Annotated in this window: 19 protein-coding genes; 14 read left to right on the plus strand and 5 right to left on the minus strand. The window is 71.5% G+C overall.

The genetic code is table 11. The annotated features are described in order from the left end of the window. Positions 1 to 37: 37 nt before the first annotated feature. Entirely contained in the window at positions 38 to 811 is a 774-nt protein-coding gene (locus tag AC3IYI_RS42945; protein WP_489412395.1) for a phytanoyl-CoA dioxygenase family protein, read from the minus strand. Positions 812 to 1,119: 308 nt separating this feature from the next. Between AC3IYI_RS42945 and AC3IYI_RS42950 the strand changes: the two genes are divergently transcribed. The 9 genes from AC3IYI_RS42950 (at position 1,120) to AC3IYI_RS42990 (ending at position 12,681) form a co-directional block, all read left to right on the plus strand. Beyond that, the gene (locus tag AC3IYI_RS42950) at positions 1,120 to 2,487 is read left to right on the plus strand and encodes an SUMF1/EgtB/PvdO family nonheme iron enzyme (protein WP_489412396.1); all 1,368 of its coding nucleotides are present in this window, start codon (positions 1,120 to 1,122) and stop codon (positions 2,485 to 2,487) included. Then, positions 2,487 to 3,896 (plus strand): MBL fold metallo-hydrolase, encoded by a 1,410-nt coding sequence (locus AC3IYI_RS42955; protein ID WP_489412397.1) that lies wholly within the window; start codon positions 2,487 to 2,489, stop codon positions 3,894 to 3,896. The genes AC3IYI_RS42950 and AC3IYI_RS42955 overlap by 1 nt, the downstream gene beginning before the upstream one ends. Continuing rightward, complete coding sequence (locus tag AC3IYI_RS42960; RefSeq protein ID WP_489412398.1) at positions 3,893 to 4,903, plus strand: alpha/beta hydrolase-fold protein; 1,011 nt, start codon at positions 3,893 to 3,895, stop codon at positions 4,901 to 4,903. Before AC3IYI_RS42955 ends, AC3IYI_RS42960 begins: the two co-directional genes overlap by 4 nt. Next, positions 4,891 to 6,732: an asparagine synthetase B family protein gene (locus AC3IYI_RS42965; RefSeq protein WP_489412399.1), complete on the plus strand. Its 1,842-nt coding sequence runs from the start codon at positions 4,891 to 4,893 to the stop codon at positions 6,730 to 6,732. The genes AC3IYI_RS42960 and AC3IYI_RS42965 overlap by 13 nt, the downstream gene beginning before the upstream one ends. Continuing rightward, the gene (locus AC3IYI_RS42970; RefSeq protein ID WP_489412400.1) at positions 6,671 to 7,771 is read left to right on the plus strand and encodes a hypothetical protein; all 1,101 of its coding nucleotides are present in this window, start codon (positions 6,671 to 6,673) and stop codon (positions 7,769 to 7,771) included. Before AC3IYI_RS42965 ends, AC3IYI_RS42970 begins: the two co-directional genes overlap by 62 nt. Next, positions 7,768 to 9,171, plus strand: a complete 1,404-nt coding sequence (locus tag AC3IYI_RS42975; RefSeq protein ID WP_489412401.1) for an aldehyde dehydrogenase family protein — start codon at positions 7,768 to 7,770, stop codon at positions 9,169 to 9,171. The genes AC3IYI_RS42970 and AC3IYI_RS42975 overlap by 4 nt, the downstream gene beginning before the upstream one ends. Before the next feature lie 6 nt (positions 9,172 to 9,177). Continuing rightward, the gene (locus tag AC3IYI_RS42980; RefSeq protein ID WP_489412402.1) at positions 9,178 to 10,314 is read left to right on the plus strand and encodes a threonine aldolase family protein; all 1,137 of its coding nucleotides are present in this window, start codon (positions 9,178 to 9,180) and stop codon (positions 10,312 to 10,314) included. Further along, positions 10,311 to 10,763, plus strand: coding sequence for a pyridoxamine 5'-phosphate oxidase family protein (locus AC3IYI_RS42985; RefSeq protein WP_489412403.1), 453 nt, complete (start codon positions 10,311 to 10,313; stop codon positions 10,761 to 10,763). Before AC3IYI_RS42980 ends, AC3IYI_RS42985 begins: the two co-directional genes overlap by 4 nt. A 166-nt stretch (positions 10,764 to 10,929) precedes the next feature. Next, on the plus strand, positions 10,930 to 12,681 hold the full coding sequence (locus AC3IYI_RS42990; protein WP_489412404.1) for an FAD-dependent monooxygenase: 1,752 nt from the start codon (positions 10,930 to 10,932) through the stop codon (positions 12,679 to 12,681). Between the two features lie 138 nt (positions 12,682 to 12,819). Here AC3IYI_RS42990 and hemG read toward each other — a convergent pair whose 3' ends face one another. Then, positions 12,820 to 14,307: a protoporphyrinogen oxidase gene (gene hemG, locus AC3IYI_RS42995; protein ID WP_489412405.1), complete on the minus strand. Its 1,488-nt coding sequence runs from the start codon at positions 14,305 to 14,307 to the stop codon at positions 12,820 to 12,822. 350 nt (positions 14,308 to 14,657) lie between these two features. On the opposite strand from hemG, the gene AC3IYI_RS43000 reads away from it, so the two are divergent. Together AC3IYI_RS43000 and AC3IYI_RS43005 are read left to right on the plus strand one after the other, a co-directional pair. Then, positions 14,658 to 15,386 (plus strand): SDR family oxidoreductase, encoded by a 729-nt coding sequence (locus AC3IYI_RS43000; protein ID WP_489412406.1) that lies wholly within the window; start codon positions 14,658 to 14,660, stop codon positions 15,384 to 15,386. A gap of 104 nt (positions 15,387 to 15,490) precedes the next feature. Beyond that, positions 15,491 to 16,369, plus strand: a complete 879-nt coding sequence (locus tag AC3IYI_RS43005; protein ID WP_489412407.1) for an NmrA/HSCARG family protein — start codon at positions 15,491 to 15,493, stop codon at positions 16,367 to 16,369. A 31-nt stretch (positions 16,370 to 16,400) separates the two neighbouring features. On the opposite strand, the gene AC3IYI_RS43010 is transcribed toward AC3IYI_RS43005, so the two are convergent. Continuing rightward, on the minus strand, positions 16,401 to 17,018 hold the full coding sequence (locus AC3IYI_RS43010) for a mycothiol-dependent nitroreductase Rv2466c family protein (protein ID WP_489412408.1): 618 nt from the start codon (positions 17,016 to 17,018) through the stop codon (positions 16,401 to 16,403). Between the two features lie 222 nt (positions 17,019 to 17,240). On the opposite strand from AC3IYI_RS43010, the gene AC3IYI_RS43015 reads away from it, so the two are divergent. Genes AC3IYI_RS43015 through AC3IYI_RS43025 form a run of 3 tightly spaced genes read left to right on the plus strand, consistent with a single transcriptional unit; the run spans position 17,241 to position 19,448 of the window. Next, positions 17,241 to 18,269, plus strand: a complete 1,029-nt coding sequence (locus AC3IYI_RS43015; RefSeq protein ID WP_489412409.1) for a methyltransferase — start codon at positions 17,241 to 17,243, stop codon at positions 18,267 to 18,269. Between the two features lie 60 nt (positions 18,270 to 18,329). Beyond that, the gene (locus AC3IYI_RS43020; protein ID WP_243336583.1) at positions 18,330 to 18,761 is read left to right on the plus strand and encodes a carboxymuconolactone decarboxylase family protein; all 432 of its coding nucleotides are present in this window, start codon (positions 18,330 to 18,332) and stop codon (positions 18,759 to 18,761) included. A gap of 18 nt (positions 18,762 to 18,779) precedes the next feature. After that, positions 18,780 to 19,448: a sulfotransferase family protein gene (locus AC3IYI_RS43025; RefSeq protein WP_489412410.1), complete on the plus strand. Its 669-nt coding sequence runs from the start codon at positions 18,780 to 18,782 to the stop codon at positions 19,446 to 19,448. Positions 19,449 to 19,517: 69 nt separating this feature from the next. Here AC3IYI_RS43025 and AC3IYI_RS43030 read toward each other — a convergent pair whose 3' ends face one another. Beyond that, a complete protein-coding gene (locus AC3IYI_RS43030; protein ID WP_489412411.1) occupies positions 19,518 to 21,392 on the minus strand; it encodes a multicopper oxidase family protein in 1,875 nt (624 codons plus the stop codon). A 199-nt stretch (positions 21,393 to 21,591) separates the two neighbouring features. Further along, positions 21,592 to 23,343, minus strand: a complete 1,752-nt coding sequence (locus tag AC3IYI_RS43035; protein ID WP_489412442.1) for an ABC transporter ATP-binding protein — start codon at positions 23,341 to 23,343, stop codon at positions 21,592 to 21,594. Positions 23,344 to 23,420 lie beyond the last annotated feature (77 nt).

A 23,420-nucleotide genomic window follows, 5' to 3' on the forward strand; every position in this document is an offset into this window, starting at 1 on the left:
CCGCGGTCGAACGTCACACCGGAGCCGCGGCCGGCTCTCACCGCGCCCAGGACGGGCGCGGCACCTTGTAGACGAAGCTGACGGCGGTACGGGGCTCCGTCTCCGTCGTGTTGGGCGCCGAGCGGTGCACCACCAGGCCGTCGAACATGACGGCCGAACCGGGGTCGAGGGGCACGGCGACCGGTTCGGCCGCACGGGGCAGGTGCGCGTCCGCGATGTGCGGCTCGACCGCCTTCTCCGGCGGGGCCTCACCCGGCAGCCGCTCACGGTCCCCGGTGTGCGGGAACAGCCCGAGCGCGTGGGAACCGGGGATGAACTCCAGGCAGCCGTTGCGCGTGGTCGCCGGCTCGAGCGCGATCCAGATCGTCACGATGCCGTGGTCCTCGGCGCCGAAGCCGGGCGGCGCGAAGGCGATGTCCTGGTGCCAGGGCTTGGCCGAGCCCACGACGGGCGGCTTGGCCCACAGGAACGCGTTGACGAGCTCGCCCGGGGCGCCGACGCCGCGGGCGACCGGCCCGTCGGCCAGGCCCAGCGAGCGCTGCACGGCGTCGAACTCCGGTACGTGCTCATGGATGCGGTCGGCCGACCGGAGCACCCCTTTGAGGGCGCCGGCGCCCTGCTGCCAGGCCGCCCATCCGCCGACGCCGGGCGCCTCCAGGACGAACTCCCCGCTGGAGGCCGTGCGGTCGGCGGCGAGCTCCTCGATCCGGCCCACCGCGCGCCGGAGCCGGGCGAGCGCGTCGCCGGCCGCGAGCCCCGGGAGCCGTGTGAACCCGTTCTCCCGTATGTCCCGGGAAGCGGTGTCAACCATTCTTTCCTCCTTCTCTGAACGCCAAGATCGATATGAACTTACCCGCAGGTTATCGAGGAATGCTCTTTTCCTGGTTCACCGTTGCGGTGCCTTCCGCTCCCTGTCAGTGTTTGAGTCGTGAGGTCGACAGGCCACACAAACACCACTCGAATCCCCTATGCAGAAGGGAGAGAAAAATGAGCGACCGTGACTTCATCGAGACCCGTGACGCCAAGCAGGAATGCTCCAAGTGGTAATCCGCTGAGCCGAGAATTAGCCGCCCGTACGGGAATTCCGTACGGGCGGCTCGTCGTCCGAGAGAGGTAGAGATGGTAGGTAATCAGGTTTCCGGCGTCATCGACGTTCCCGCTGACCTGCTGGCGATCGACGATTCCACCGACGCCCGCTACTGGGCGTCGGTGCAGCGCGTCGTCGACCTGGCCGAGGAGAAGGGCCGGGCCGCCGACGGGATACCGCTCCTGGCGAGCCTCGTGGTCGCCCACCCCGAGTGGCCGGTGCGCGCCGGCGCCGTGCGGCTGCTGGCCACGCACCACGCGGGCGACCCCGCCGCCGACACCGCCGTGGCCTCCGCGACGCACGACACGGTCGACTGGGTCGCGTTCACCGCGCTCAAGGTCATCACGGAGCACCGGATCGCCGCCGCCGTGCCCGACCTCATCCGCATCTCCGGCTGGCCCAGCAACTTCACCCGCCCCGACTGGGCGCGCAAGCCCGTCGGCTGCGGCGCCGCGCTCACCAAGCGCGCCCTGATCGCCGTCTTCGGCACCCGCGACCCCGCCGAACTGCGCCGTCTGGAAGACGAGTACTTCACGGACATGCGGGCCCGGGTCGATGCCGTCCGCACGCGCCCCCGGCGCAACGACGACGTCGCCCTCGTGCCGGCCGGTCCGGCGATCATCGGTGCGGACGAGCAGCCCGACGCCTTCCGCATGGCGCAGGACGACACCACGCTGCGCGCGGTGGACGTGCCCGCCTTCTTCATCGACCGCACCACCGTGACCAACGCCCGCTACCGCGAGTTCTTCGAAGAGGTGGGCGACTCCGGCCAGTTCGACCACCCCGACCAGCCGCTCGAAGCATCGCACCGCCCCGCGCACTGGCACGACCCGCGCTTCAACGCACCCGGCCTCCCGGTCGTGGGCATCGACTGGTACGACGCCTACGCCTTCGCGAAGTGGGCCGGCGGCGCGCTGCCCAGCGAGGTCCAGTGGGAGAAGGCCGCGCGCGGCGTCGACGGCCGCCGCTTCCCCTGGGGCGAGGACTGGGACCCCGACCGGGTGAACTACGTCGAGCGGTCGTTCGGCCAGGCCGTGGCCGACCTCGACTCCCTCGAAGCGCTCCTCGTCACCATCGAGCTGGGGGAGAACCCCGCCCACCCGGTGCTGGCCGCGGACGCCCTCGCGGAGGGCGCCAGCCCGTACGGCGTCCTGCAGATGTCGGGCAACGTCTGGGAGCTGACCCGGACCAACTTCTACACCGGCGAGGACATGGACCCCTTCTTCAGGGGACGCCACCCGCTGGACTTCATGAACCGCAAGGAAGCCTTCCACGTGCTGCGCGGCGGCACCTTCACCTCGCCGCCCGCCTGCCTCACCACGTTCTACCGCGGCAAGGACCTGATCACCGACCGCCACATGGAGGTCGGCTTCCGCTGCGTGTACGAGGGGACCGGCTGATGCGCCTGACCTCGCTCGGCCACGCCGCCGTCCTCATCGAGACGGGGACGGAGCGGATCCTCTTCGACCCGTGGCTCACCCAGCGCCTGGACCGCTTCTGGGAGCACCACCCGCCGCTGCCGGACGACCTGGTCCGCACGGTGCTCGACGAAGGCGTCGACTACGTGGTCCTCAGCCACCACCACTACGACCACCACCACTTCCCCTCCCTGCTCCGCCTCACCGACGGCGCCGACGTGGACTTCGACGACAGCCCGCGCCAGAGCTCCGAGGTCACCTGCGTCTACCCCGCCGGACCGGTGCCGCCGACGCTGACCGCCTCGGGACTCGGGCACCAGGCGATCTCCTGGACGCTGCGCCGCTTCGGCTTCGAGCGCCTGCGCCCGGTCACGCCGGGCGACACGATCACCACCCCGGGCGGGACGACCCTGCGGACGTTCCCTTCAGCCGTGTCGTTCCCCGAGATGAGCGTGCTGGTGCAGACGGCCGAGGCGGCCGTCATGCTGTGCGGCGACGCGCTCCTCCACGAGGACACCATCGCGGCCTTCGGGCGCGACGACGCGCCGCGCATCGACGCCGTGTTCGTCCCCGCGCACAGCATCTCCCCGCCCGGTGTGCTCACCGAGCGCCGCCCGCTGACCGACTCCGACGCGGTCCGCGCCCGCGCCGTCGCGAACTTCGACCGGTACATCGCCTCGATCCCCGCGACCGTGGCCGTGCCCTCCTCGTTCGGCTGGCGCATCAGCGGCGACGGCGAGCGCGACTACTCCTGGTGCAACAAGACGATGTTCCCCTTCACCCCGGCCCAGGCCCTGCGCCGGCTCGACGAGCTGGGCCAGGACGGCCTGCTGTGGGGCCCCGGCCAGGTGCTGGAGGTGGCGCACGGCAAGGCCGCCCTGGTCGACGGACCGGTCTCGCCCGACGCGTACGACTTCGACGAGGTCTACTCCGAGATCACGCTCGACCCGGCCACCCCCGTGCCGCCGTTCGACGCCTCCCTCGACCGCTACGGCCGCCAGACCCGCGGCGCCGAGGACCTGCTCCGCGACCTGCTGGACCGGCTCGTGGCGACCGACTACTGGTACCACGCGCTGGACGACGGCGCCGGACGGCACGTCGTCTCGCTGCACGAGGACGACGGCACCGAGACCTCCTTCCTGCTCGACCCGGTCGCGGACCGGGTGACCCGGCTCGGCCCGGGCCCCGCCCGCAGCCACGTCACCGGCGCGGAGGGCTGGACCGAGATGGCGGCGAGCACGCTGGAGGCCATGCTCGGCGCCGGCCTCCTGATCGGCAGCTCCTACGGCCTGTGGGCCAGCAACGGCCTGCTGCTCTCCGCGGTCTTCCACCACCCGTCCTTCTATACGCGCCACGTGGAGCGCACGCTGCAGGAGGCGAACGAGGCATGAGCGACATGGTCGTGCTCGATCACGAGAGCACCTGCCTGCGCGGCAACCCGCTCGGCGACTCCCACCGGCGCCGCATCGAGGTGCACCTGCCGCCCGGGTACGACGGCGTCCGGCGCTTCCCGGTCGTCTACTGGCTGCCCGGGTTCGGCGCCCACCCCAGCCTCGCCGGCAAGGCGCTCGCCTTCGGCGCGTCCGTCGCCGACCGCCTCCGCGAGGCGATGACGGACGGTCGCGTGCCGCCCGCGCTGCTCGTCGTGCCCGACTGCACGACCGCCTACGGCGGCTCGCAGTACATCGACTCCGCCGCCTCCGGCCCGTACGCCGGCTACCTGGCCGAGGTCGTCGCCGAGATCGACCGGCGGTTCGCGACCCGGCCGCAGCCGCAGTGGCGCGCCATCGGAGGGAAGTCCAGCGGCGGCTACGGCGCGCTCGTCGCGGGCATGACCTCCGACCTGTTCGGGGCGGTGATCGCCTGCTCGCCCGACGCCGGGTTCGAGCACAGCTACCTGCCGCTGCTGCCCGGCACGCTCGACACCGTCAGGGCGGCCGGCGGCATGGACGCGCTGCTGGCCCGCCGCGACCACGGCCCGATCGACGCCCCCTTCATGGTCGCGATGAGCATCATCGCGATGGGCATGTGCTACGCCGACGACCCCCGGACCACGGCGTCGGACGCGCTGCCGTGCGACCCCGTGACGGGCCTGTTCCGCGACGAGGTGTGGCAGCGCTGGCTCACGTACGACCCGGTACGGATGCTCCCCGCGTACGCCGGCCGGCTCGCCGGACTCGGCCTGCTGCACCTCAGCGTCGGCCGGCGCGACGAGTACGGCATGCACTGGGGCGCCCGCGCGCTGCACGCGGCCCTCGACGCACACCGGGTCCCCCACCACTACCTGGAGCACGAGGGCGGGCACCAGGGCATCGAGTACGTCTACACCGAGGCTCTGGCGGGGCTCTGGAAGATGTGGCGGGAGCGGCAACCGGAGGATGACGCATGTGCGGCATAGCGGGCTTCATCAGCTTCGAAGGGCGGCGCGATCCCGACTGGCTGGACGCGCTCGGCCGGACCATGACCGGTGCCATGGCGCACCGCGGCGAGGCGGCCTGCGCCCCGTACGTCTCGCCCTGCGGCACCGTCATGCTCTGCGCGACGCGGCTGGCCGTGCGCGATCGCAGCCACGCCGGCGACCAGCCGATGACCGACCCCACCGGCCGGATCGTCCTGGTGCACAACGGCGAGGTCTACGGCTCCCGTTCGCCCGCCCCGCCGTTGTGGCCGCGCCGCACCACCTGTGACACCGAGTTCGTGCTCCAGCAGGTCTGCCGCGAGCCCGATCCGGCCGCCGCGCTGCTGCCGCTGGACGGCATGTTCGCGCTCGCCTGGCACGACACCTGGACCGGACGCGTGGTGCTGGCCCGCGACCACTTCGGCGTGAAGCCGCTGTTCTACGCCCACACCGACGGCGGCCTGCTCTTCGCCTCGGAGCAGGGGGTGCTGCTCAGCACCGGCCTCGTCACCCCCGAGGTGGACCGCGAGGAGTTCGTGCTGCGCTCCTGGATCCGGATGGACGCCGCGGACGACCGCACCTGGCTGCGCGGCATCGAGACCCTGCCGCCCGCCCAGTACCTCGTCATCGACCGGCCCCGCGCAACCAAGCACCGCTACTGGCATCCCGGGGCGGTGGACGACCCGATCGAGCCCGAGGAGATCAGGGCCGCCTTCGACCGGGCGATCCAGCAGCGGTCGGTGTCCGACGTCCCGCGGGCGGCGGTGCTCAGCGGCGGCGTCGACAGCACGGCGATCGTCGCGGGCATGACCGCCCTGGGACTGCCCGTCGACACGTACGTGATGCGCTATCAGGACGGCATCGGCGGCTCGGGCGACGACGTCGCGTACGCCACCGAGGTCGCCGAGCACCTGGGCGTACCGCTGACCGTTCTCGACCTCGACCGCAACGCCGCCGCCGACCTGCTGCCGGTCCTGCCCACCCGGCTGATGCGGCCGCTGCTGCACGGCGCCGAGCTGGCGATGCACCACCTCTACCGGGCCATCGCCGCCGACGGGAAGGTGGTCGTCTACTCGGGACACGGCGCCGACGAGTTCTGGGGGTACCAGGCCGGCCGGTACTTCCCCATCGTCGACCCCTACGCGCCCACGTTCATCCACGGGCGCCACTATCTGACGCACAGCCTCCACGCCGACGAACGCCCGGTCTGGTCCCGGCTCGTCGCGTGGATGGCGCACGAGCTCGACGTCGACATGACGACGGTGACCGACATGGTGTGGGAACGCACCATGGCCGAGTACCGGGCGCTCAAGACGGCATCGCCGCTCAAACGCGGCAGGCACCACCTGATGCGGCGCTTCCTGGTCTACGTCAACGACATGGTGGACGCCACGTCGTCGACCTTCACCCTGGAGGACCGGCCCGTCTTCCAGGACGTCACCCTCGCCGAGCTGGCCTTCCGCTGCCCCGAGCACTTGAAGGACACCAACGAGCCCGGCACCCACAAGGGGCTGCTGAAGGCCGCGCTCGCCGACCTGCTGCCCGAATCGGTGCAGCTCCGCCGCAAGCAGGGTTTCCCGACCCCCACCGACCCCGAGTACGTCCGCCGGCTGACCGACCTGGCCGACGGGCTCGGCACCCCCTTCGGGCTGCCGAAGCTGCCGGCCGGGCTCCGCGCCGAACTGGGCGTCGGGGAATGGATGTTCCTTGCCTCAAGCTCCGCCTGGCTCGACCACCTCGCGGGGCTCCCAACCGACCCGAGGAGTCATGGTGAGCAGTCTCGTCCCCCACTGGCGCTGGCACACCCTGGACAGCGCAGCCGATCTTGACCCGGTACCGCCGGTGATCACGGAGGAGCTCGCCCAGGACTGGTGCAACTTCGTGGTGTGGCGGCCGTCCGAACTGCCCGAGGGCTGCGACACCAGCACCGGCACGATCCGGCGCGAGGCGCCCCCCGGACGCGTCGAAGCCGAGGGCCGCAGCCCGTGGACCGACGCCAACCCGTCCGGCTACCGCACCGAGATCTCCGGTGGCGGACGGCGGCTGCGGCTGAAGCAGTTCCTGTACGACTGGGCGTTCCCCGCCGCGGACCACCCGTGCCTGTGGGGCAGCGAGACCAAGGCGTACGACATCGGCGAGGGCAGGGTCGTCTGGCTCGGCACCGACTACATGAGCCACCGGGCCGCCAGCGCCCGCATGGCGCGTACCACGGTCGAGCTGTCGGTGCTGGAGGGCGAGTTCACCGACGACGAGCTCGTCGCGTTCTTCGCAGCACTGCGGCCGGCCGTACCGGAAGCGGCGACGAGGGTGCCGGCCACCCCGTTCGCCGAGCTGAGCTACTGGGCCCGGCAGCCGGCCGAGATGGTGTCGGTGCCCACCGGTGTCTTCTCCTTCCACCGGCGCGGGCGGGAGCACGAGGGCGACTGGGTCGCGTCCGGGGAGCTCACCGCCTTCCTCGCCGGGCAAGGAGTGCCGGTGTCGGCCGGCGGATACCGTGCCGACAGCGCCGCGACGTTCGGCGACGGCGACGCCGTCCGCGAGCTGGACGTCGTCTACGCCTCGGCGTCCGGCGGCGAGCTGCGGCTGACGGCGCAGCGCACCGGAGGCGGGCGCCTGGAGTTCCCGCCGCAACGCGACAAGCACCCCGCCACCGAGGAGCTCCTGGACCTCGACGGCCGCCCGCTGTACCTGGGCTATTCGGACGCCGAGTTCGGAGCCTGCGACGCCTGGTGGCAGCACCCCGACGGGTACGAGCTCAGGCTGCTGGGCAGCGCGGGCACGGGCCTGGGGCGGGACGCCTTCCTCGGCCTGGTCACCGAGATCGACGCCGGACTGCGGCTGGGCGGCCGCGCCGGGACACTGGGATGACCGAGGTGGGACGCGCGATCCTCGACCCCGCCACCGGGCGCGGCATCGCCCACGTACCGGACACGTCCGGGCCCGGCGTCGGCGACGCCGTGGCCCGGGCGGCGTCGGCGTTCCACGAGGGCTGGGCCGACACCTCCCCGGCCCACCGCTCCCGTCACCTGCGCGAGCTCGCCGGCCTGCTGCGTGACGACCGCGACGCCCTCGCGGCCCTGGAGCAGCGACACACGGGCAAGCCCACGGCACGCGCCGCAGGAGAGGTCGACTTCGCCGCCCAGGTGGTCGACTGGTTCGCGGCGGCGGCCCGGTACCCGGTCGGCGAGACCCACCCGGCCGGCCCCGGCATGCGCACGTACAGCGACCGCGTGCCGGTCGGGGTGTGCGCGGCCATCGCCCCGAACAACTTCCCGCTCCTGCTGGCCGTCTGGAAGATCGCCGCGGCGCTCGCGTACGGCAACACCGTCGTCGTCAAGCCGGCCCCCGAGACACCGCTGTCGACCCGCCGACTGGTCGAGCGCGCCGCCGAGGTGCTCCCCGACGGCGTGCTCACCGCCGTCTACGGCGGAGCCGACACCGGCCGGCTGCTCTGCGACGACCCGGCCGTCGGGATGGTCTCCTTCACCGGCTCGACGGCGGCGGGGCGCGACGTCGCGCGACGCTGCGCGGACGGCCTCAAGCCCGTCTCACTGGAGCTCGGCGGCAAGAGCCCCGTCGTCGTCTTCCGCGACGCCGACCTCGACGAAGCCGCCCGCGCGGTCGTCACGGGCTTCACCGGCAACACCGGCCAGGTGTGCGTGGCCGGGACGCGCCTGATCGTCGACCGGGCCGTGCACGCCGAGTTCGTCGGCCGCGTGGCCGAACTGGCCGCCGCCCTGCGCGTGGGCCTGCCGCAGGACCCCGCCACCGACCTCGGCCCGCTGATCAGCCGGGCGGCCGTCGACCGCGCGGCCGAGGTGGTCGACGAGGCGGAAACCCGGGGGGCGAAGGTGATCCTGCCGCCCGGCCGTGCCGGGATCCGCCACGAACTCGGCGGCGGCTTCTTCGTCAACCCGGTCATCCTGGACGGCCCGCCGTCCGACAGCCGCGCCTGGCGCGAGGAGATCTTCGCCCCCGTACTGTCCGTGGCGGCGTTCGACACCGACGCCGAGGCCCTGTCCCTCGCCCACGACACGGCGTACGGCCTGTCGGCATCCGTGTGGACCTCGGACGCCCACCGGGTCGAGCGCTTCAGCCGGGCCCTGCGCGCCGGCATGGTGTGGGTCAACACCTGGGGCGACACCGAGGAGACGGTCAGCGTCTCGGGGCTCGGCCAGTCCGGATACGGCCGCGAGCTGGGCATCCACGCGGTGGAGGGCTACACCAGGCCCCGCGCCGTCTGGGTGGCCCACCGGGCGCAGGGGTAGGCCGCGATGGCCCGGACCGACTTCCCACGGCTCGACCTCCCCCGGCTCGACTTCCGCAGCGACACCCGCACCGTGCCGGATGCGCGGATGCGCGCGGCGATGACCGCGGCCGAGGTCGGGGACGACGTGTACGGGGACGACCCCACGGCCCTGCTCCTCGAAGCGCGGGTGGCCGAGTTGCTCGGCACCGAGGCCGCGCTGCTCACGCCCACCAGCACCATGGCGAACCTGCTCGCCCCGCTCGCCGCGGCCGGCTCCCCGGGACGGAGCGCGCCACGGCTGGTCGTCGGCGAAGACACCCACATGGCCTTCCTCGAATCGGACGGGCTGCGCCGCTTCGCCGGGGTCGAGCTGCTGCCGGTGGCGCAGCGCCCCGACGGCCTGCCCGACCTCGACGCCGTGGACAAGCTGCTCGCCACCGGCGGCGGCCGGCCCACCGTGGTCTGCCTCGAGAACACGAGCATGATGCGCTCAGGCAACGCCCTCGACGCCGCGGCGACCCGCGCCCTGGCCGCCCTGGCCCACCGGTACGGCGCCCACGTCCATCTCGACGGTGCCCGGCTCGCCAACGCGGCCGTGGCGCTCGGGGTCCGCCCCGCGGAGCTGGCGGAGCCCGCGGACAGCGTCGCCTTCTCGGTCTCCAAAGGGCTCGGCGCGCCGGTCGGCGGGCTGCTGTGCGGGACACGCGCGTACGTCGCACGCGCCCGCGAACTGAGGGCCGCGCTGGGCGGCGCCATGCACCAAGCGGGCGTCGTGGCGGCGCCCGCCCTCGTCGCGCTGGAGCGCCTGCCCGACCTGGCAGCCGACCACGCCACGGCCGCCGCGCTCGCCGCCGGCTTCGAGACGGTGCCCGGCGTCGAGCTGATGCACCCGCCGCGGCCGACCAACATGGTCATGGCACGCCTTGCCGGGCTGACCCCCGAGGAATGCGCCGGCCGCCTCGCCGGCCACGGGGTGCGCGTCCTGCCCCTGCCCAACGGCTTCGTGCGCTTCGCCGTACACCGGGCACACGACATGATCGGTGTGCGTGAGGCCGTCAGGGCGCTGGCGGCCGTCGCGGCCACCGCACCGGTGGCCCGTACGAACACCGAAGGAGACCTCCTCGGACGGGGACTCTCCACGACATCGAGGGAGGAAGCATGACGGCTATGCCACCGCGTGGGCTCGAAGAGCGGCTGGAGGACACTCGCAAGAGACTGGAGAACGACGTCGATCTCTGGGTCGCTTCGGCGGGTGGCTCGGACGGTGCCTACCTCATCCCCCTCTCGTTCCTCTGGGACGGGACCGCCTTCCTCGTCTCGACTCCGCGCGGTTCCGTCACCGGTCGCAACCTGCTGGCGGACGGCCGGGTGCGCGTCGGCCTCGGCCTGACGCGCGACGTCGTGATCGTCGACGGCGACGCGGAGCCGGTGGACGCCGCCGAACTGGGCGCCACGGCCGACGCCTTCGCGGCCAAGACCGGCTTCGACCCGCGCGAACTCGACCAGCCCTACCAGTACTTCCGCCTACTGCCCCGGCGCATCCAGGCCTGGCGGGAGGCCAACGAGCTGGCCGGACGCACGCTGATGCGCGACGGCGTCTGGCTCGGCTGAGGACCCCGCAGGGTCCCGGAGGGTCCCCTTCCCCGCGGCACGCAGCCGGCCGGTCACCCGCGTGACCGGCCGGCGGCCTGTCGGAGTCGAGTCGTCCTTGACCAGGGTTGCGGACGACGTTGGCAGGCTGGGCCGGAAAAGCCATCTGAATTCTGGAAGGGCGAACATGACGTCAATCGAGGTTCCGGTCCTGATCGTGGGCGGCGGCGGGTGTGGCCTGTCCGCCTCCGTCTTCCTTTCCGACCAGGGCGTCGACCACCTGCTGGTGGAGCGGCACGCTGACACGTCGAGGGTGCCGAAGGCGCACTACCTCAATCAGCGCACGATGGAGATCTTCCGCCAGCACGGGGTCCGCGATGACGTCCTCGCCGAGGCAGCGCCGCTGGACAAGTTCGGCAAGGTGCGCTGGGCGACCACGTTCGCCGGTGACGGGCCGCTGGACGCTCGCCGGATCCATGAGATGGACGCCTTCGGCGGTGGCGAACTGACGGAGCGCTACGGGGCGGCCGGGCCGGAACTGCCCGCGAAGCTCCCGCAGATGTGGCTGGAGCCGATCCTGCGCCGTCACGCGGAGCAGCGCAATCCGGGGCAGATCCGCTTCGGCCACGAGGTGATCGACTTCTCCGACGAGGGCGACCACGTCGTCGCCGAGGTGCGCAACCTCGAGACCGGCGAGACCATCACGGTCAAGGCGCAGTACCTCCTCGGCGCCGACGGCGGCCGCTTCGTCGGCGACAAGGTCGGCATCGAGATGCAGGGCCCGCCCAGCAACGTCAACACCACGACCGTGTACTTCACCGCGGACCTGTCGCAGTGGTGGGAGGAGGGCACCCTCATCACGCACTACCTCAGCCCGGAAGACCCCGACCTCTCCGTCAACCTCATCGAGATGGGTCCGAGCTGGGGCAAGGCCTGCGAGCAGTGGGGCCTGCACATGGCCCCCGGCCCGGCCGGCCGCTGGAACAACGAGACGGTCGTCGACCGCATCCGCGAAGTGCTGAAGGTGCCGGACCTGGAAGTGACCGTGCACAAGGTCACCGACTGGATCGTGAACGCGATCCTCGCCGACAAGTACCGGGTCGGCCGGGTGCTGATAGCCGGCGACGCCGCGCACAAGCAGCCGCCCGCCGTGGGCCTCGGCCTCAACACCGGCATCCAGGACGCGCACAACATCGCGTGGAAGCTGGCCGCGGTGCTGAACGGCACCGCGCCCGAGAGCCTGATCGACACCTACGAGGACGAGCGCCGGCCCGTCGGCCGCGAGAACGTCGACTGGGCGGTCTCCGCCGCTCAGCACCACCAAGTGGTCATCGACGCCATCGGCGGCGGCCACAACATCCCCGCGGGGCGCCGCGGGCAGCGTCTGGCGGCGTACTTCGACCCGTCCCCGCTCGGCGACACCGTGCGGGCGCGTGCCCTGGAGGTGTTCCACACCCACCGCGGCGGCTGCCAGTCGTTCGAGATGGAGATCGGCTTCGCCTACGAGGAGGGCGCGGTCCTCTCCGACGGCACCGAGCGCCCGGCCCGCGTCCCCATGCGCGACGAGCACACGCCGACGTCGCGCCCCGGCCACCGGCTGCCGCACGCCTGGATCACCCGCGACGGTGAGCGCCTGTCCACCCTCGACCTGACGGGCAGGACCGGCTTCACGCTGATCACCGGCCCGGAGGGGACGGCGTGGTGCGAGGCGGCCGCGCGCGTGGCGGAGAAGTTCTCCGTCCCGGTCAACGCGGTCCGCATCGGCGACGGCGCCGAGTACGCCGACGTGGACGGCGGGTGGGAGGCCGTCCGGCAGATCACCGGCGCCGGCGCACTCCTGATCCGCCCCGACCAGCACGTGGCCTGGCGCAGCACCGACGCCGGCGCGGACGCGGAGCAGGAGCTGGCGGACGTCTTCGCCACGATCCTGGACCGCTGATCCGCAACGGGCAAGACGAGAAGGGGCCGTGCCCGACCGGGCACGGCCCCTTCTCGTTCGTCATGCCCGGAAACCGGGCGCAGACATGCCGAATCCACCGGAGCGATCCCTTCGGGATCACTCCGGTGGATTCGAGGATCAGACTCCGACCGCGACCGAGGAGGAGGCGGCGGCCGCCGCCTTCTTCACGAAGGGGAGGATCTGGTCGACGGCCCTGCGCGAGGTCATCATGCAGACACCGACGCCCACGCCGTCGTACGCCGCACCGCACACCGCGAGTCCGGACTGGGTCGCCACGGCCTCACGGATCTGCCGCACGCGGTCCACGTGGCCGACGGTGTACTGCGGCAGGGCGCTCTCCCAGCGGCTCACGCGGGACGCCACCGGGACACCGGTCACGCCGGTGGCCTCGGCGAGCTCGGCCGTCGCCAGCGCGACCAGGTCGGCGTCGTCGCGCTGGAGCAGCTGCTCCTCGCCGAACCGTCCGAGCGAGCAGCGCACGATCTCCACCTCGCCCGCCAGGTGCGGCCACTTCACCGTGGTGAAGGTGACCTCCTTGACGGCCTTCCCCTCCTCCGCCGGCACCCGGTAGCCGGCGTATCCGCGGCCCGAGAGCCCGCCGGGGAACGCCGTCTTCGGGTAGGCGAGCGTCACCATGGCCGTGCTGGAGTACGGCACCTCGGTGAGCGCAGAGACGGCGGAGGCCGTACCCGGGACCCCGGCGAGCAGGCTGCTCGTCGGGCCGGCCGGGGTGGCGATGATGACCGCGTCGGCGTTGATGACCTCCGGGTCGGAGGCCGACCCCACGGTCACCTGCCAGCCGTCACCGCTGCGCTTCAGCTCCCGGACGGTGGTCCCGGTGCGCAGGGCCGTGTCCGGGGCGGCGTCCAGCACCTGCTGGATGATCGCCGCGGGCAGCGTGCCGAAGCCCCCCTCGAGGGTGGCGACGCTCACCGGCGGGGGCTTCTCGCCCTCCTGCAGGTGCGGCACCAGCGAGCCGGCCGCGTCCGCGAGCGAGATGTGATCGCGGGAGGCCCGCGCCAGCGGGGTCAGGGTGGCTTCGAAGGACAGGTCCGCGGCCCGCCCGGCGAACACACCGGCGAGGAACGGCTCGACGAGGCGGTCCACGACCTCCTGGCCGAACCGCCCGCCGACGAAGGACGCGACCGAGAGGTCGCCCTCCAGGTCGAACGAGGGCAGTACGAGGTCCTGCCGCGCCCGCTCCATGCCCTCGGCGGACAGCACCCCGGACCGGGCGAGGTCGTCCATGTCACAGGGCACGCCCATGAACTGACGGTCGGGCTGGTGCCTGATCGCGCCCTGGGTCCAGATCGCCGACGCGGTGACGGGGCCCGCCGCCACGATCTGCTCGCCGAGTCCCGCCTCCTTGATCAGGCCGGTGGTCTTCTTGCGGTTGGCGTACAGCGACTCGGCGCCCTCGTCGACCGCGACCCCTGCCACGTCGGAGACCAGCAGCTTTCCGCCCAGCCGGGACGAGCCCTCGAGGAGCGTCACGCGCACCGGTTCGTTCCGCAGGTGGAACGCCGCCGCCAGTCCCGAGATCCCGCCACCGACGATGACCACGTGGGGCTTACCGCTCGCCTGAGCCTGTTCGCTCCCAGTCATTCCACCAGCTCCTTCATGGTTACGGCGTTGTAAGGCCCGTACGGTCGGCGCCGAGACAGGCGTGGGCAGTCTGGCCGAGCGGCCCGGAACCCGGGTAGAGGACGCCTAGAAGGCGGGCCCGTCTCTCGGAATTGCGCGCCGGCCGTCCGTTCGACCGCGGACCTGTCGCATTTGAACACGGTGTTTCGACGGCATCATCGAAGGTGCCCGGGCGTTTGCGTTTCGTACCGTGAACGTATTAATTCATTGCTTGAAAACCGGGCGCACGACGTTCCGCTCGCCGCCTCTGCGTATCCGGCGAAGTGGCGTTCCGGGGGCAGCGGGACCCGGACCTCACGAAAGGGAAAAACGTGCCGTTCGAGAAGGTCGCGCTCATCACGGGCGCCAACAAGGGCATCGGTTTCGCCATCGCGCGGCAACTCGGCGAGCAGGGGATCACCGTTCTCCTCGGCGCCCGGGACGAGGTGCTCGGCAAGCAGGCCGCCGACGCGCTGGCAGCCGACGGCATCACGGCCGTGCCCATCCGGCTCGACGTGACGGACCCGGCCTGCGTGGAGGAGGCGGCCCGCGAGATCGAGCGGCGGTTCGGGCACCTGGACATCCTGGTGAACAACGCCGGCACCGCGGGCGCCTTCACCGGGACGCCCAGCGAGGCGACCGCCGCCGACCTGCGGGAGGTCTTCGAGACCAACGTGTTCGGGGTGGTCACCGTGACCCACGCGATGCTGCCGCTGCTGCGCCTTTCGCCGGCCGGCCGCATCGTCAACTTGTCCAGCCACGTGGCCTCGCTGACCCTGGGCTCGGCTCCGAGCGGCCCTCTGGCGGGCCTCAGCATGATCGCCTACCAGTCCTCGAAGACCGCCCTGAACGCGGTGACGCTCGCGTACGCCAAGGAGCTGCGGGAGACCCCGATCAAGGTCAACGCGGCGCTCCCCGGAGTGGTGGCGACCGACATGAACCACCACCGCGGGTACCGGACCCCCGCCGAGGGCGCGGAGATCGCCGTCCGGCTCGCCACCCTGGACGAGGCCGGCCCGTCGGGCCAGTGCCTGGCGGACGACGGCCCCGTTCCCTGGTAGCGCGGAACGTCACCGTCCCGCGAGGGACCGCGGCCGTTCGCGGCCATCACACCCGATAGCCGGGCCGGGCGAGGCCCGGCGGGCACACGACATGGAGGCAGACAGTGGCGGTTGCACAGACGATCCTGGTGACGGGCGGCACCGGCCGGCAGGGCGGGGAGGTCGCCCGCGACCTGCTGCGGCGCGGTTTCTCCGTGCGCGCCCTGGTCCGCGACCCGCAGAAGGCCGAGGCGCGCGCACTGGAGGAGGCCGGCGCGGTCCTCGTCCGCGGTGACATGGACGACGAGGCGTCGCTGGCGGCGGCGACGGAGGGTGTCTACGGGGTCTTCAGCGTGCAGACCTTCCGCGGCCCCGGCGGCATCGAGGCCGAGATCCGCCAGGGCAAGGCCGTGGCGGACGCCGCGGTGCGGGCCGGGGTGAAGCACTTCGTCTACAGCTCGGTCGGCGGTGCGGACCGGGACACCCGCGTCCCGCACTTCGAGAGCAAGCTGGTGGGCGAGCAGTACCTGGCGACGCTCGACCTGCCGGTCACGGTGCTGCGGCCGGCGATGTTCCACAACATCCTCCTGGACATCGCCCCGCGCGCGAGGCAGGGCGAGCTCGTCCTGGCCATGTGGCTCGACCCCGAGACCTCGGTGCAGGTCATCGCGCCGAGCGACATCGGCGCGTTCGCCGCGGACGCCTTCGAGAACCCGCGGGAATGGATCGGCCGGACGGTCGACATCGCCAGCGAGGAGCTGACCGGTCCGCAGATGGCCGCGGCGTTCGAGGCCGTCTCCGGCATCCCGACCCGCTTCCAGCAGCTGCCCATCGAGCCGCTGCGCGCGGGCCGCCCGGACCTCGCCAACATGTTCGACTGGTTCGAGCGTGACGGTTTCCAGGCCGACCTGACCGAACTGCGCAAGAACAGGCCGAACCTGGTCTCCGTGGAGGCGTGGCTGAAGGACAACTGGACCGCCCCGGCGGTCGCGGCCCGCGGCTGACGCCCGAGCCGGCCGTGGTGGACACCGGGGCTCAGGCGAAGATCGGGTCCCGGGTCCGGGTGCGCTTGAGCTCGAAGAACCCGTCGGTCTGGGCCACAGCGAGCACGCCGTCCCAGAGCTTCACCGCGGCCTCCCCCCTCGGGGTCGGCGTCACCACGGGGCCGAAGAAGGCCACGTCCCCCACGGCGATGACGGGGGTGCCCACATCGGTGCCGACGCGGGCGATGCCGTCGTGGTGCGAAGCGCGCACCGCGCCGTCGAACGCGTCGGACCCGGCCGCGTCGGCCAGGGCGGGATCGAGGCCCGAGGCGACCAGGGCCGCCTCGTAGGTGGCCCGCTCCTTGGGCGCCTTCTCGAGGTGGAACCGGGTGCCGAGTTCGGTGTAGAGCCGGAGCAGCACCCCGGGTCCGTACGCGGCCTCGGCGGCGGCGCAGACCCGTACCGGCTCCATGCGCAGGGCCAGGTCCCGGTGCCAGCGCTCGTCCAGGTCCGCGCGCCCCTCGTTGAGCACCGTCAGGCTCATGATGTGCCAGCGGATCTCCAGGGGACGTCGCTCGGCGACCTCAAGGACCCACCGGGACGTCATCCAGGCCCAGGGGCAGGTCGGGTCGAACCAGAAATCCACCGGAGTCGTGGTGTCGTGCGCCAACGTCGGCCTCCTCAAGGCGGCTGCAAGGTCGCGGTCGGCACAGCCTGACAAGCGGGGTCGGATTCCCGGTCGAGTGTTAGTAGAGCTGGGCTCCGTTCAAACGCGAGAATTCCCCGGTCGAACCCTTCTTGTCGATGATCTGAGAAAATCGGTCGGTTGCGGCGGGGAGAAGCGCCGACCTATGGTCTGGAATCCGAGAAAAGTCACTCTGAGGGGAAAGCGATGCCCGCATCGGCAGAGGTCCGCGACCAGTCGGATTCCTACGCGCTGCTCGAATTGATTCAGGGTGCCGTCATCACCCAGGCGATCTCCGTCGCGGCCAGGCTCGGCATCGCGGACGTGCTCGCCGACGCGCCGCTGTCCGCCGAGGACATCGCCCGGCGGGTCGAAGCCGACCCGCAGGCGACCCACCGGATCCTGCGCGCGCTGTCCGGTCACGGAGTCTTCGCGGTCCGTCCGGACGGCCGGTACGAGAACACGGCGCTGTCCGGCAAGCTCCGCGAGGACGCGCAGGACTCGATGCGGAAGTTCGCCCAGCTGATGAGCCACCCCCTGCTGCACGAGGAGTGGGGCCACCTGCTCACCACCGTGCAGACCGGCGAGGCCAACCTGCCCAAGCTGCGCGGCATGAGCACGCTGGACTTCTTCCACGCCAACCATGCCTACGCCGCCGCGTTCTTCCAGGCGTTCGGCAAGCTCTCGGAGTCGGAGACCGACCCGGTCCTGGCCGCCTACGACTTCTCCCCGTTCCGCACCGTCGTGGACGTCATCGGCGGCCGCGGCTACCTCCTGGCGGGCGTCCTGCAGCAGGCGCCGGACGCCAAGGGCGTGCTGTACGACTTCGAGATCGCGACCGTGGACTCGGCCTCGCTCTTCGAGGAGGCCGGCGTCGCGGACCGCTACACCGTCGAGCACGGCAGCTACCTCGGCCACCTGCCCAAGGGCGCTGATGCGTACCTGTACAAGCGCATCATCCACAACTTCTCCGAGGAAGACGCCCTGACCGCGCTGCGCAACGCACGCGAGGCGATCGGCCCCGACGGCAAGCTGCTCTGCATCGAGTACCTGCTCCCCGAGAACAACGAGCGCCACATCGGCCACACCATCGACCTCTGGCTGATGCTGATGATCGGCTCCCGGGACCGCACCCTCGCGCAGTACACCGAGCTGTTCGCCAAGGCGGGCTTCAAGATCACCAGGGCGATCCCCACCGCGTCACCGATCTCGATCATCGAGGCGATCCCGGTCTGACGGCCCTGCCCGACGTCCTCTCACCTTCCAGCACACCGCTATCACACAGGAGAACTCTCGATGGCTCAACGGATGGGCAACCCCTCCCTGGTCGTTCCCGGCGCCCTGCAGCCCCTGCTCGACCTGTCCGAGGTCATCGGCAAGGTCGGCGTGCCGCAGTCGACCCTCGACTTCATCCGGCTGCGCGTCGCCGGACTCAACGGCCGGGTCTACACCTTCCCGACCGAGCCCGCGGACAAGCGCCTGCCCCTGGTGGACGCCTGGCGGACCGAGCCCTCCTTCACCGACGCCGAGCGCGCCGCCCTGGAGCTGGCCGAGGCCGTCACCCTGCAGACCGACGCTCAGAACGCGCCGTCGGACGAGGTCTGGGCGAACTCCTCCAAGCACTACACGGACGTGCAGCTCGGCGCCCTGGTCATGCACATCAGCCTGGTCAACTTCTGGAACCGGGTGAACGTCGCCACCCACCAGGACGACGCGGTCTGGCGCTGAGGGAGAGGACACACCACCGTGTTGAAGCTCATCAACGCCGGCCTGGGCCGGACCGGCACCACATCGCTCCAGGTTGCCCTGGAGCGGCTCGGCCTCGGGCCCTGCTTCCACATGTTCCAAATCGTCGACGACGAGCAGCGCCTGGCGCAGTGGGAGCGGATCATCTGCGACGGCGAGCGCCCCGACTGGGCCGCGCTCTACGACGGCTTCGCCTCCGCGGTGGACGGCCCCTCCACCGTCTACTACCAGCAGATCAGCGAGGCGCTCCCCGGGACCAAGGTGGTCCTCACGGTGCGCGACGCCGAGGGCTGGTACAAGAGCACGTACGACACGCTGTACCAGTTCGCGCTGCGGACCATGGAGCACCCGCCCGAGCCGGGCTCCCGGCAGGCCCGGCTGTTCCGCGTCGTCAACGCCCTGGTCTGGGACGGCCTCTTCGACGGCCGGTTCTCGGACAAGGACCACGCCATCAAGGTCTACCACCGGCACACCGAGGACGTCGTACGCGCCCTCGGCGCGGACAACGTCCTCGTGTACGACGTGAAGCAGGGGTGGGAGCCGCTGTGCGCGTTCCTCGGGGTCGAGGTTCCCGACGAGGAGTTCCCGCGCGCCAACAGCACCGAGGAGATGCGTCAGCGCATAGCCCAGGCAGCCGGCGCCGGAGCCGGCAAGGTCCCTGCCGGTTGAGCCGGCGAGGCTCGTAGCGCGCCCCGTGGGCCCGCGCCGGTCACCGGCGCGGGCCCACGGCGTTGTGCGTCAGTGGTGGCCGCTCGCGTGCGTCTGCGCGGCTGCCTGCACATGGGCGCCCGGCGACACCACCAGGGGCCGCACCATGTGCTGCTCGTGCTCCAGCATGTGGCAGTGGTGGACGCCCCTGCCGACGACGGGGAACCGGACCGCCACGGTGACCAGTTCGCCCAGCGTGGCGTTCGGCGTGATCTGGCCGGCCGTACCCACCCGGATGACGTCCTTCTCCCCGAGCTCGTGCGCTTCCAGCACCCCCGCGGCCTTGAACGCGATGGGCTTCGCCGAGCCGCGGGTCACCCGGTGGAACCCGGTGATGTCGTAGCTCTCGCGGGACAGCACCTGGAAGTGCGCCAGGTGGATGTGCATGGGGTGCGGGGACGCGGCGAGGTTGAGGTACTTCCAGATCTCCACGCTGCCGTGCGCGGCGGTGAACGTCTTGCCGTCGTCGTACGCCATCGCCGTCCTGCGCAGCGTCTTGACCGTGCCCTCGGCGTCCTGGACCTGGACGATCCCGGAAGAGGGGAACGTGATCCCCGCCGGGTCGACCTCCTCCATCTCCCACAGCTCGGGAATGTTCGTCGAGCCGGGACCGACCACGACCACCCACCGGTGGGCGAGGTCGTGGGGCAGGTCGTCGTGGGTGAGCCGCTTGAACGTGGGCGAGAGGACCTCCGGCAGCACGAACCCGTTGGACGGCCTCTGGTCCGTGACGCGGAACTGCATCACATCGGGCTCCAGCAGGTCGTTGAGCTTGTTGGAGGTACCGGGCGTGATGCCCTCCAGCGTGTTGACCAGCTTCAGGGCCTGCCCCCGGAACGCGCCGAAGTCGACCAGGACGTCGACGCGCTCGCCGGGGGAGAGGTTGAGCGCCCCCTCGACGGCCGCCGGCTTGTCGACCAGACCCTGGTCGGTCCCGATCACCCGCAGCGCCCCCGGGACGGGCCGGCCGTCCGCCAGCAGCATCAACCGGTAGATCCGGGAGTTCGCGGCGTTGACGATCCGGAACCGGTACCAGCGGGGCGTGACCTCCAGGTACGGCCAGACCACCCCGTTGACCAGGGTGTAGGGGGCCGAGTGGGTGCGCATGAGCCGCTGCGGGCCGATCATCTCCACCTTGTGGACCAGCCGGCCGACCAGGGCCCCGGTCTCGTCCACGTCGAAGTTGCGGTCGCTGAGGATCAGCGGCACGTCGCGGGCGCCCTCGGGCAGGCCGAGCGCCTCTTCCTCCTCGTTGCGGGAGACGAACATGCCCGCGAGCCCGGCGTACACGCTGAAGCGGCTCACGTGGTGGGTGTGGTCGTGGTACCAGAGCGTCGTCGCGGCCTGGTCGTTCGGATAGGCCGACAACTGCACGTCGCCCGGACCTATCAGGTTCTCCATCCAGCCGTCGTTGCCGCCGCCGGTCAGCATGCCGTGCATGTGCACCGCGGCCCACGGCGCCAGGTCCGACACACCGGGGACCACCTCGGTCCCCGCGGTGCCGGGGTAGTTGGTGAGCGGGTCGGGCGAGCGGCCCGTGGGCGAGGTGAAGTCGACGGCCTTGACCGGGATGTTGCCCGTGAGCTGGTTCTCCCAGACGACCCGCAGCGGACGGCCGCTGACCGTCTTGATCGTCGGGCCCGGGTAGACGCCCTCGTACGTCCACATCGTCACCGGCGGCATCTGCGAGTGCACGGTGACGTCGGCGGTGCGCATGCGGACGGTCAGCTCGTCATGGTTGCCGCGGTCGCGGGGGCGCAGCACCGGCGGGATCCGCAGCGGATCCCGGAACTTGGTCAGCTTCAGCTCGGGCGCCGACGGCTCGGGCCCGCCGGCCGTCGCGGCGGCCGCACCGTCCGACTTGAAGAAGGGGGCCGCGGTGACCAGGGCGCCCAGGCCGGCCAAGGTGCCGTAACGCAGCAGCGTGCGGCGGTTCGGCCCGGATGGCTCGAATGTTTCGGAAGCTGTGGGATCCATTCGCCCGAGGCTAGGGGCGGCCGCTTTCACCGGACTCGAGCTCGGCTCTAGGACGAGTCCTTCCGGCCGTCCGCCGGCGCCGGCGGACGGCCCCGCCCCTTCGACAGGGCCGTCCGGGCGGCGGAGTTCAGACCGCTATCGGCTCGCTGTCCCGGTTGATGAGCGTCGCGTAATGGCCACCGCGCAGGAGCAGCTCATCGTGGGTGCCGCGCTCGGAGACCCGGCCCCGGTCCAGCACGATGATCTCGTCCGAGTTGCGGACGGTCGACAGCCGGTGGGCGACCGTGATGGTGGTACGGCCCACGCTCGCCGCGTCGATGGCCTTCTGTACGGCCTGCTCGGTCTGGGTGTCCAGGGCACTGGTGGCCTCGTCGAGCACCAGGATCGGCGGGTCGCGCAGGATGGTGCGGGCGATGGCGAGGCGCTGCTTCTCACCGCCGGAGAACCGGTACCCGCGCTCGCCGACCACCGTGTCGTAGCCGTCGGGCAGGAGCATCAGATAGTCGTGGATGTGGGCGATCCGCGCCGCCGCGAACAGCTCCTCGTCGGTCGCGTCGGGCTTGGCGAACCGGAGGTTGTCCGCGACGGTGGCGTGGAACAGGTACGTCTCCTGGGAGACGACGCCGACCGCGGACGTGAGCGTGGCGAAGGACAGGTCGCGCACGTCGACCCCGTCGATCGTGACGGAACCGGACGTGACGTCGTACAGCCGCGGGATGAGGTAGCTGAGCGTGGTCTTCCCCGAGCCGGTCTCTCCGACGATCGCGAGGCTGCGGCCCGCGGGGACGGTCACGTCGACGCCGGCCAGCGTCGGCTGGTCCGTCCCCGTATAGGAGAAGCCGACCCCCCGCATGCGCACCTCCCCCCGCAAGACGGCCGGCTCGACCGGCCGCTCCGGCTCGGCGATGTCGACGGGCAGGTCGAGGTACTCGAAGATGCGGCCGAACAGCTCGAGAGAGCCCTGGATCTCGATCCCGACGGTCAGCAGCCGCTGCGCCGGGCGGAACAGGCTCTGCTGGAGCGACGTGAAGGCGACCAGGGAGCCGATGGAGATGGCCATGTGGCCGTTGCTCGAGGTCAGCCCCGTGACCCAGTAGATCACCGCCGGCATGGAGGCTATGACGATCCAGATCGTGGACTGGTACCACAGGCCCGCCGTGGTGACGCGCACCTCGACTTCGGTGAGCTTGCGCGACTGCCGCGAGAAGTCGTCGGTCAGGGAGCGGGACCGGCCCATGGTGTGGCTGAGCAGGATCCCGCTGATCGACAGCGACTCCTGCATGGTCGAGGACAGCCCGGCGAGCTGGTTCTGCCGGTCACGGGTGATGGTCCGCCGCTCGTTCCCGACGCGACGGCTCACCAGGGCGAACGCCGGGAGCATGAGCATGGACGCGAGCGTCAGCCGCCAGTCGAGCAGGAACATGGCGGTGGTCGAGGCGATGACGATCGTGACGTCGGACAGCAGCGCCGTGGCGGTGGTCGTGATGGTGACCTGCATCCCGCCGATGTCGTTGGCGATGCGCGACTGCACCTCGCCGGTACGGGTACGGGCGAAGAAGGCCAGCGACATCCGCTGGAGGTGGCCGTACACCGCCGTGCGCAGATCGTGCATGACGAGCTGGCCCACCGTGGCCGACACGTGCGTCTGCCAGACGTTGAACGAGCTGGTGGTGACCGACACCAAGATCATGCCGAGGGCCAGCAGGGACAGCAGCCCCAGCCTGTCCTGCGGCAGCGCCGTGTCCATGACCTCACGGATCAGGAACGGGTTGACGAGGGAGACCAGGGAGGAGCCCGCGACCAGCAACACGACGGACAGCAGCTTCCTCCGATACGGGCGGAACAGCCCGAGGACGCGTCGCAGCTGGCCGTCTTTCATCAGTGCCTGGGGACGCGTGATGCCCGAGCTGGCGCTGCCCACCCTGGCCTCCTTCTCTATGTGGTCGGTTCCAGTCG

It is taken from the genome of Streptomyces sp. GL_148 (genome assembly GCF_057834205.1).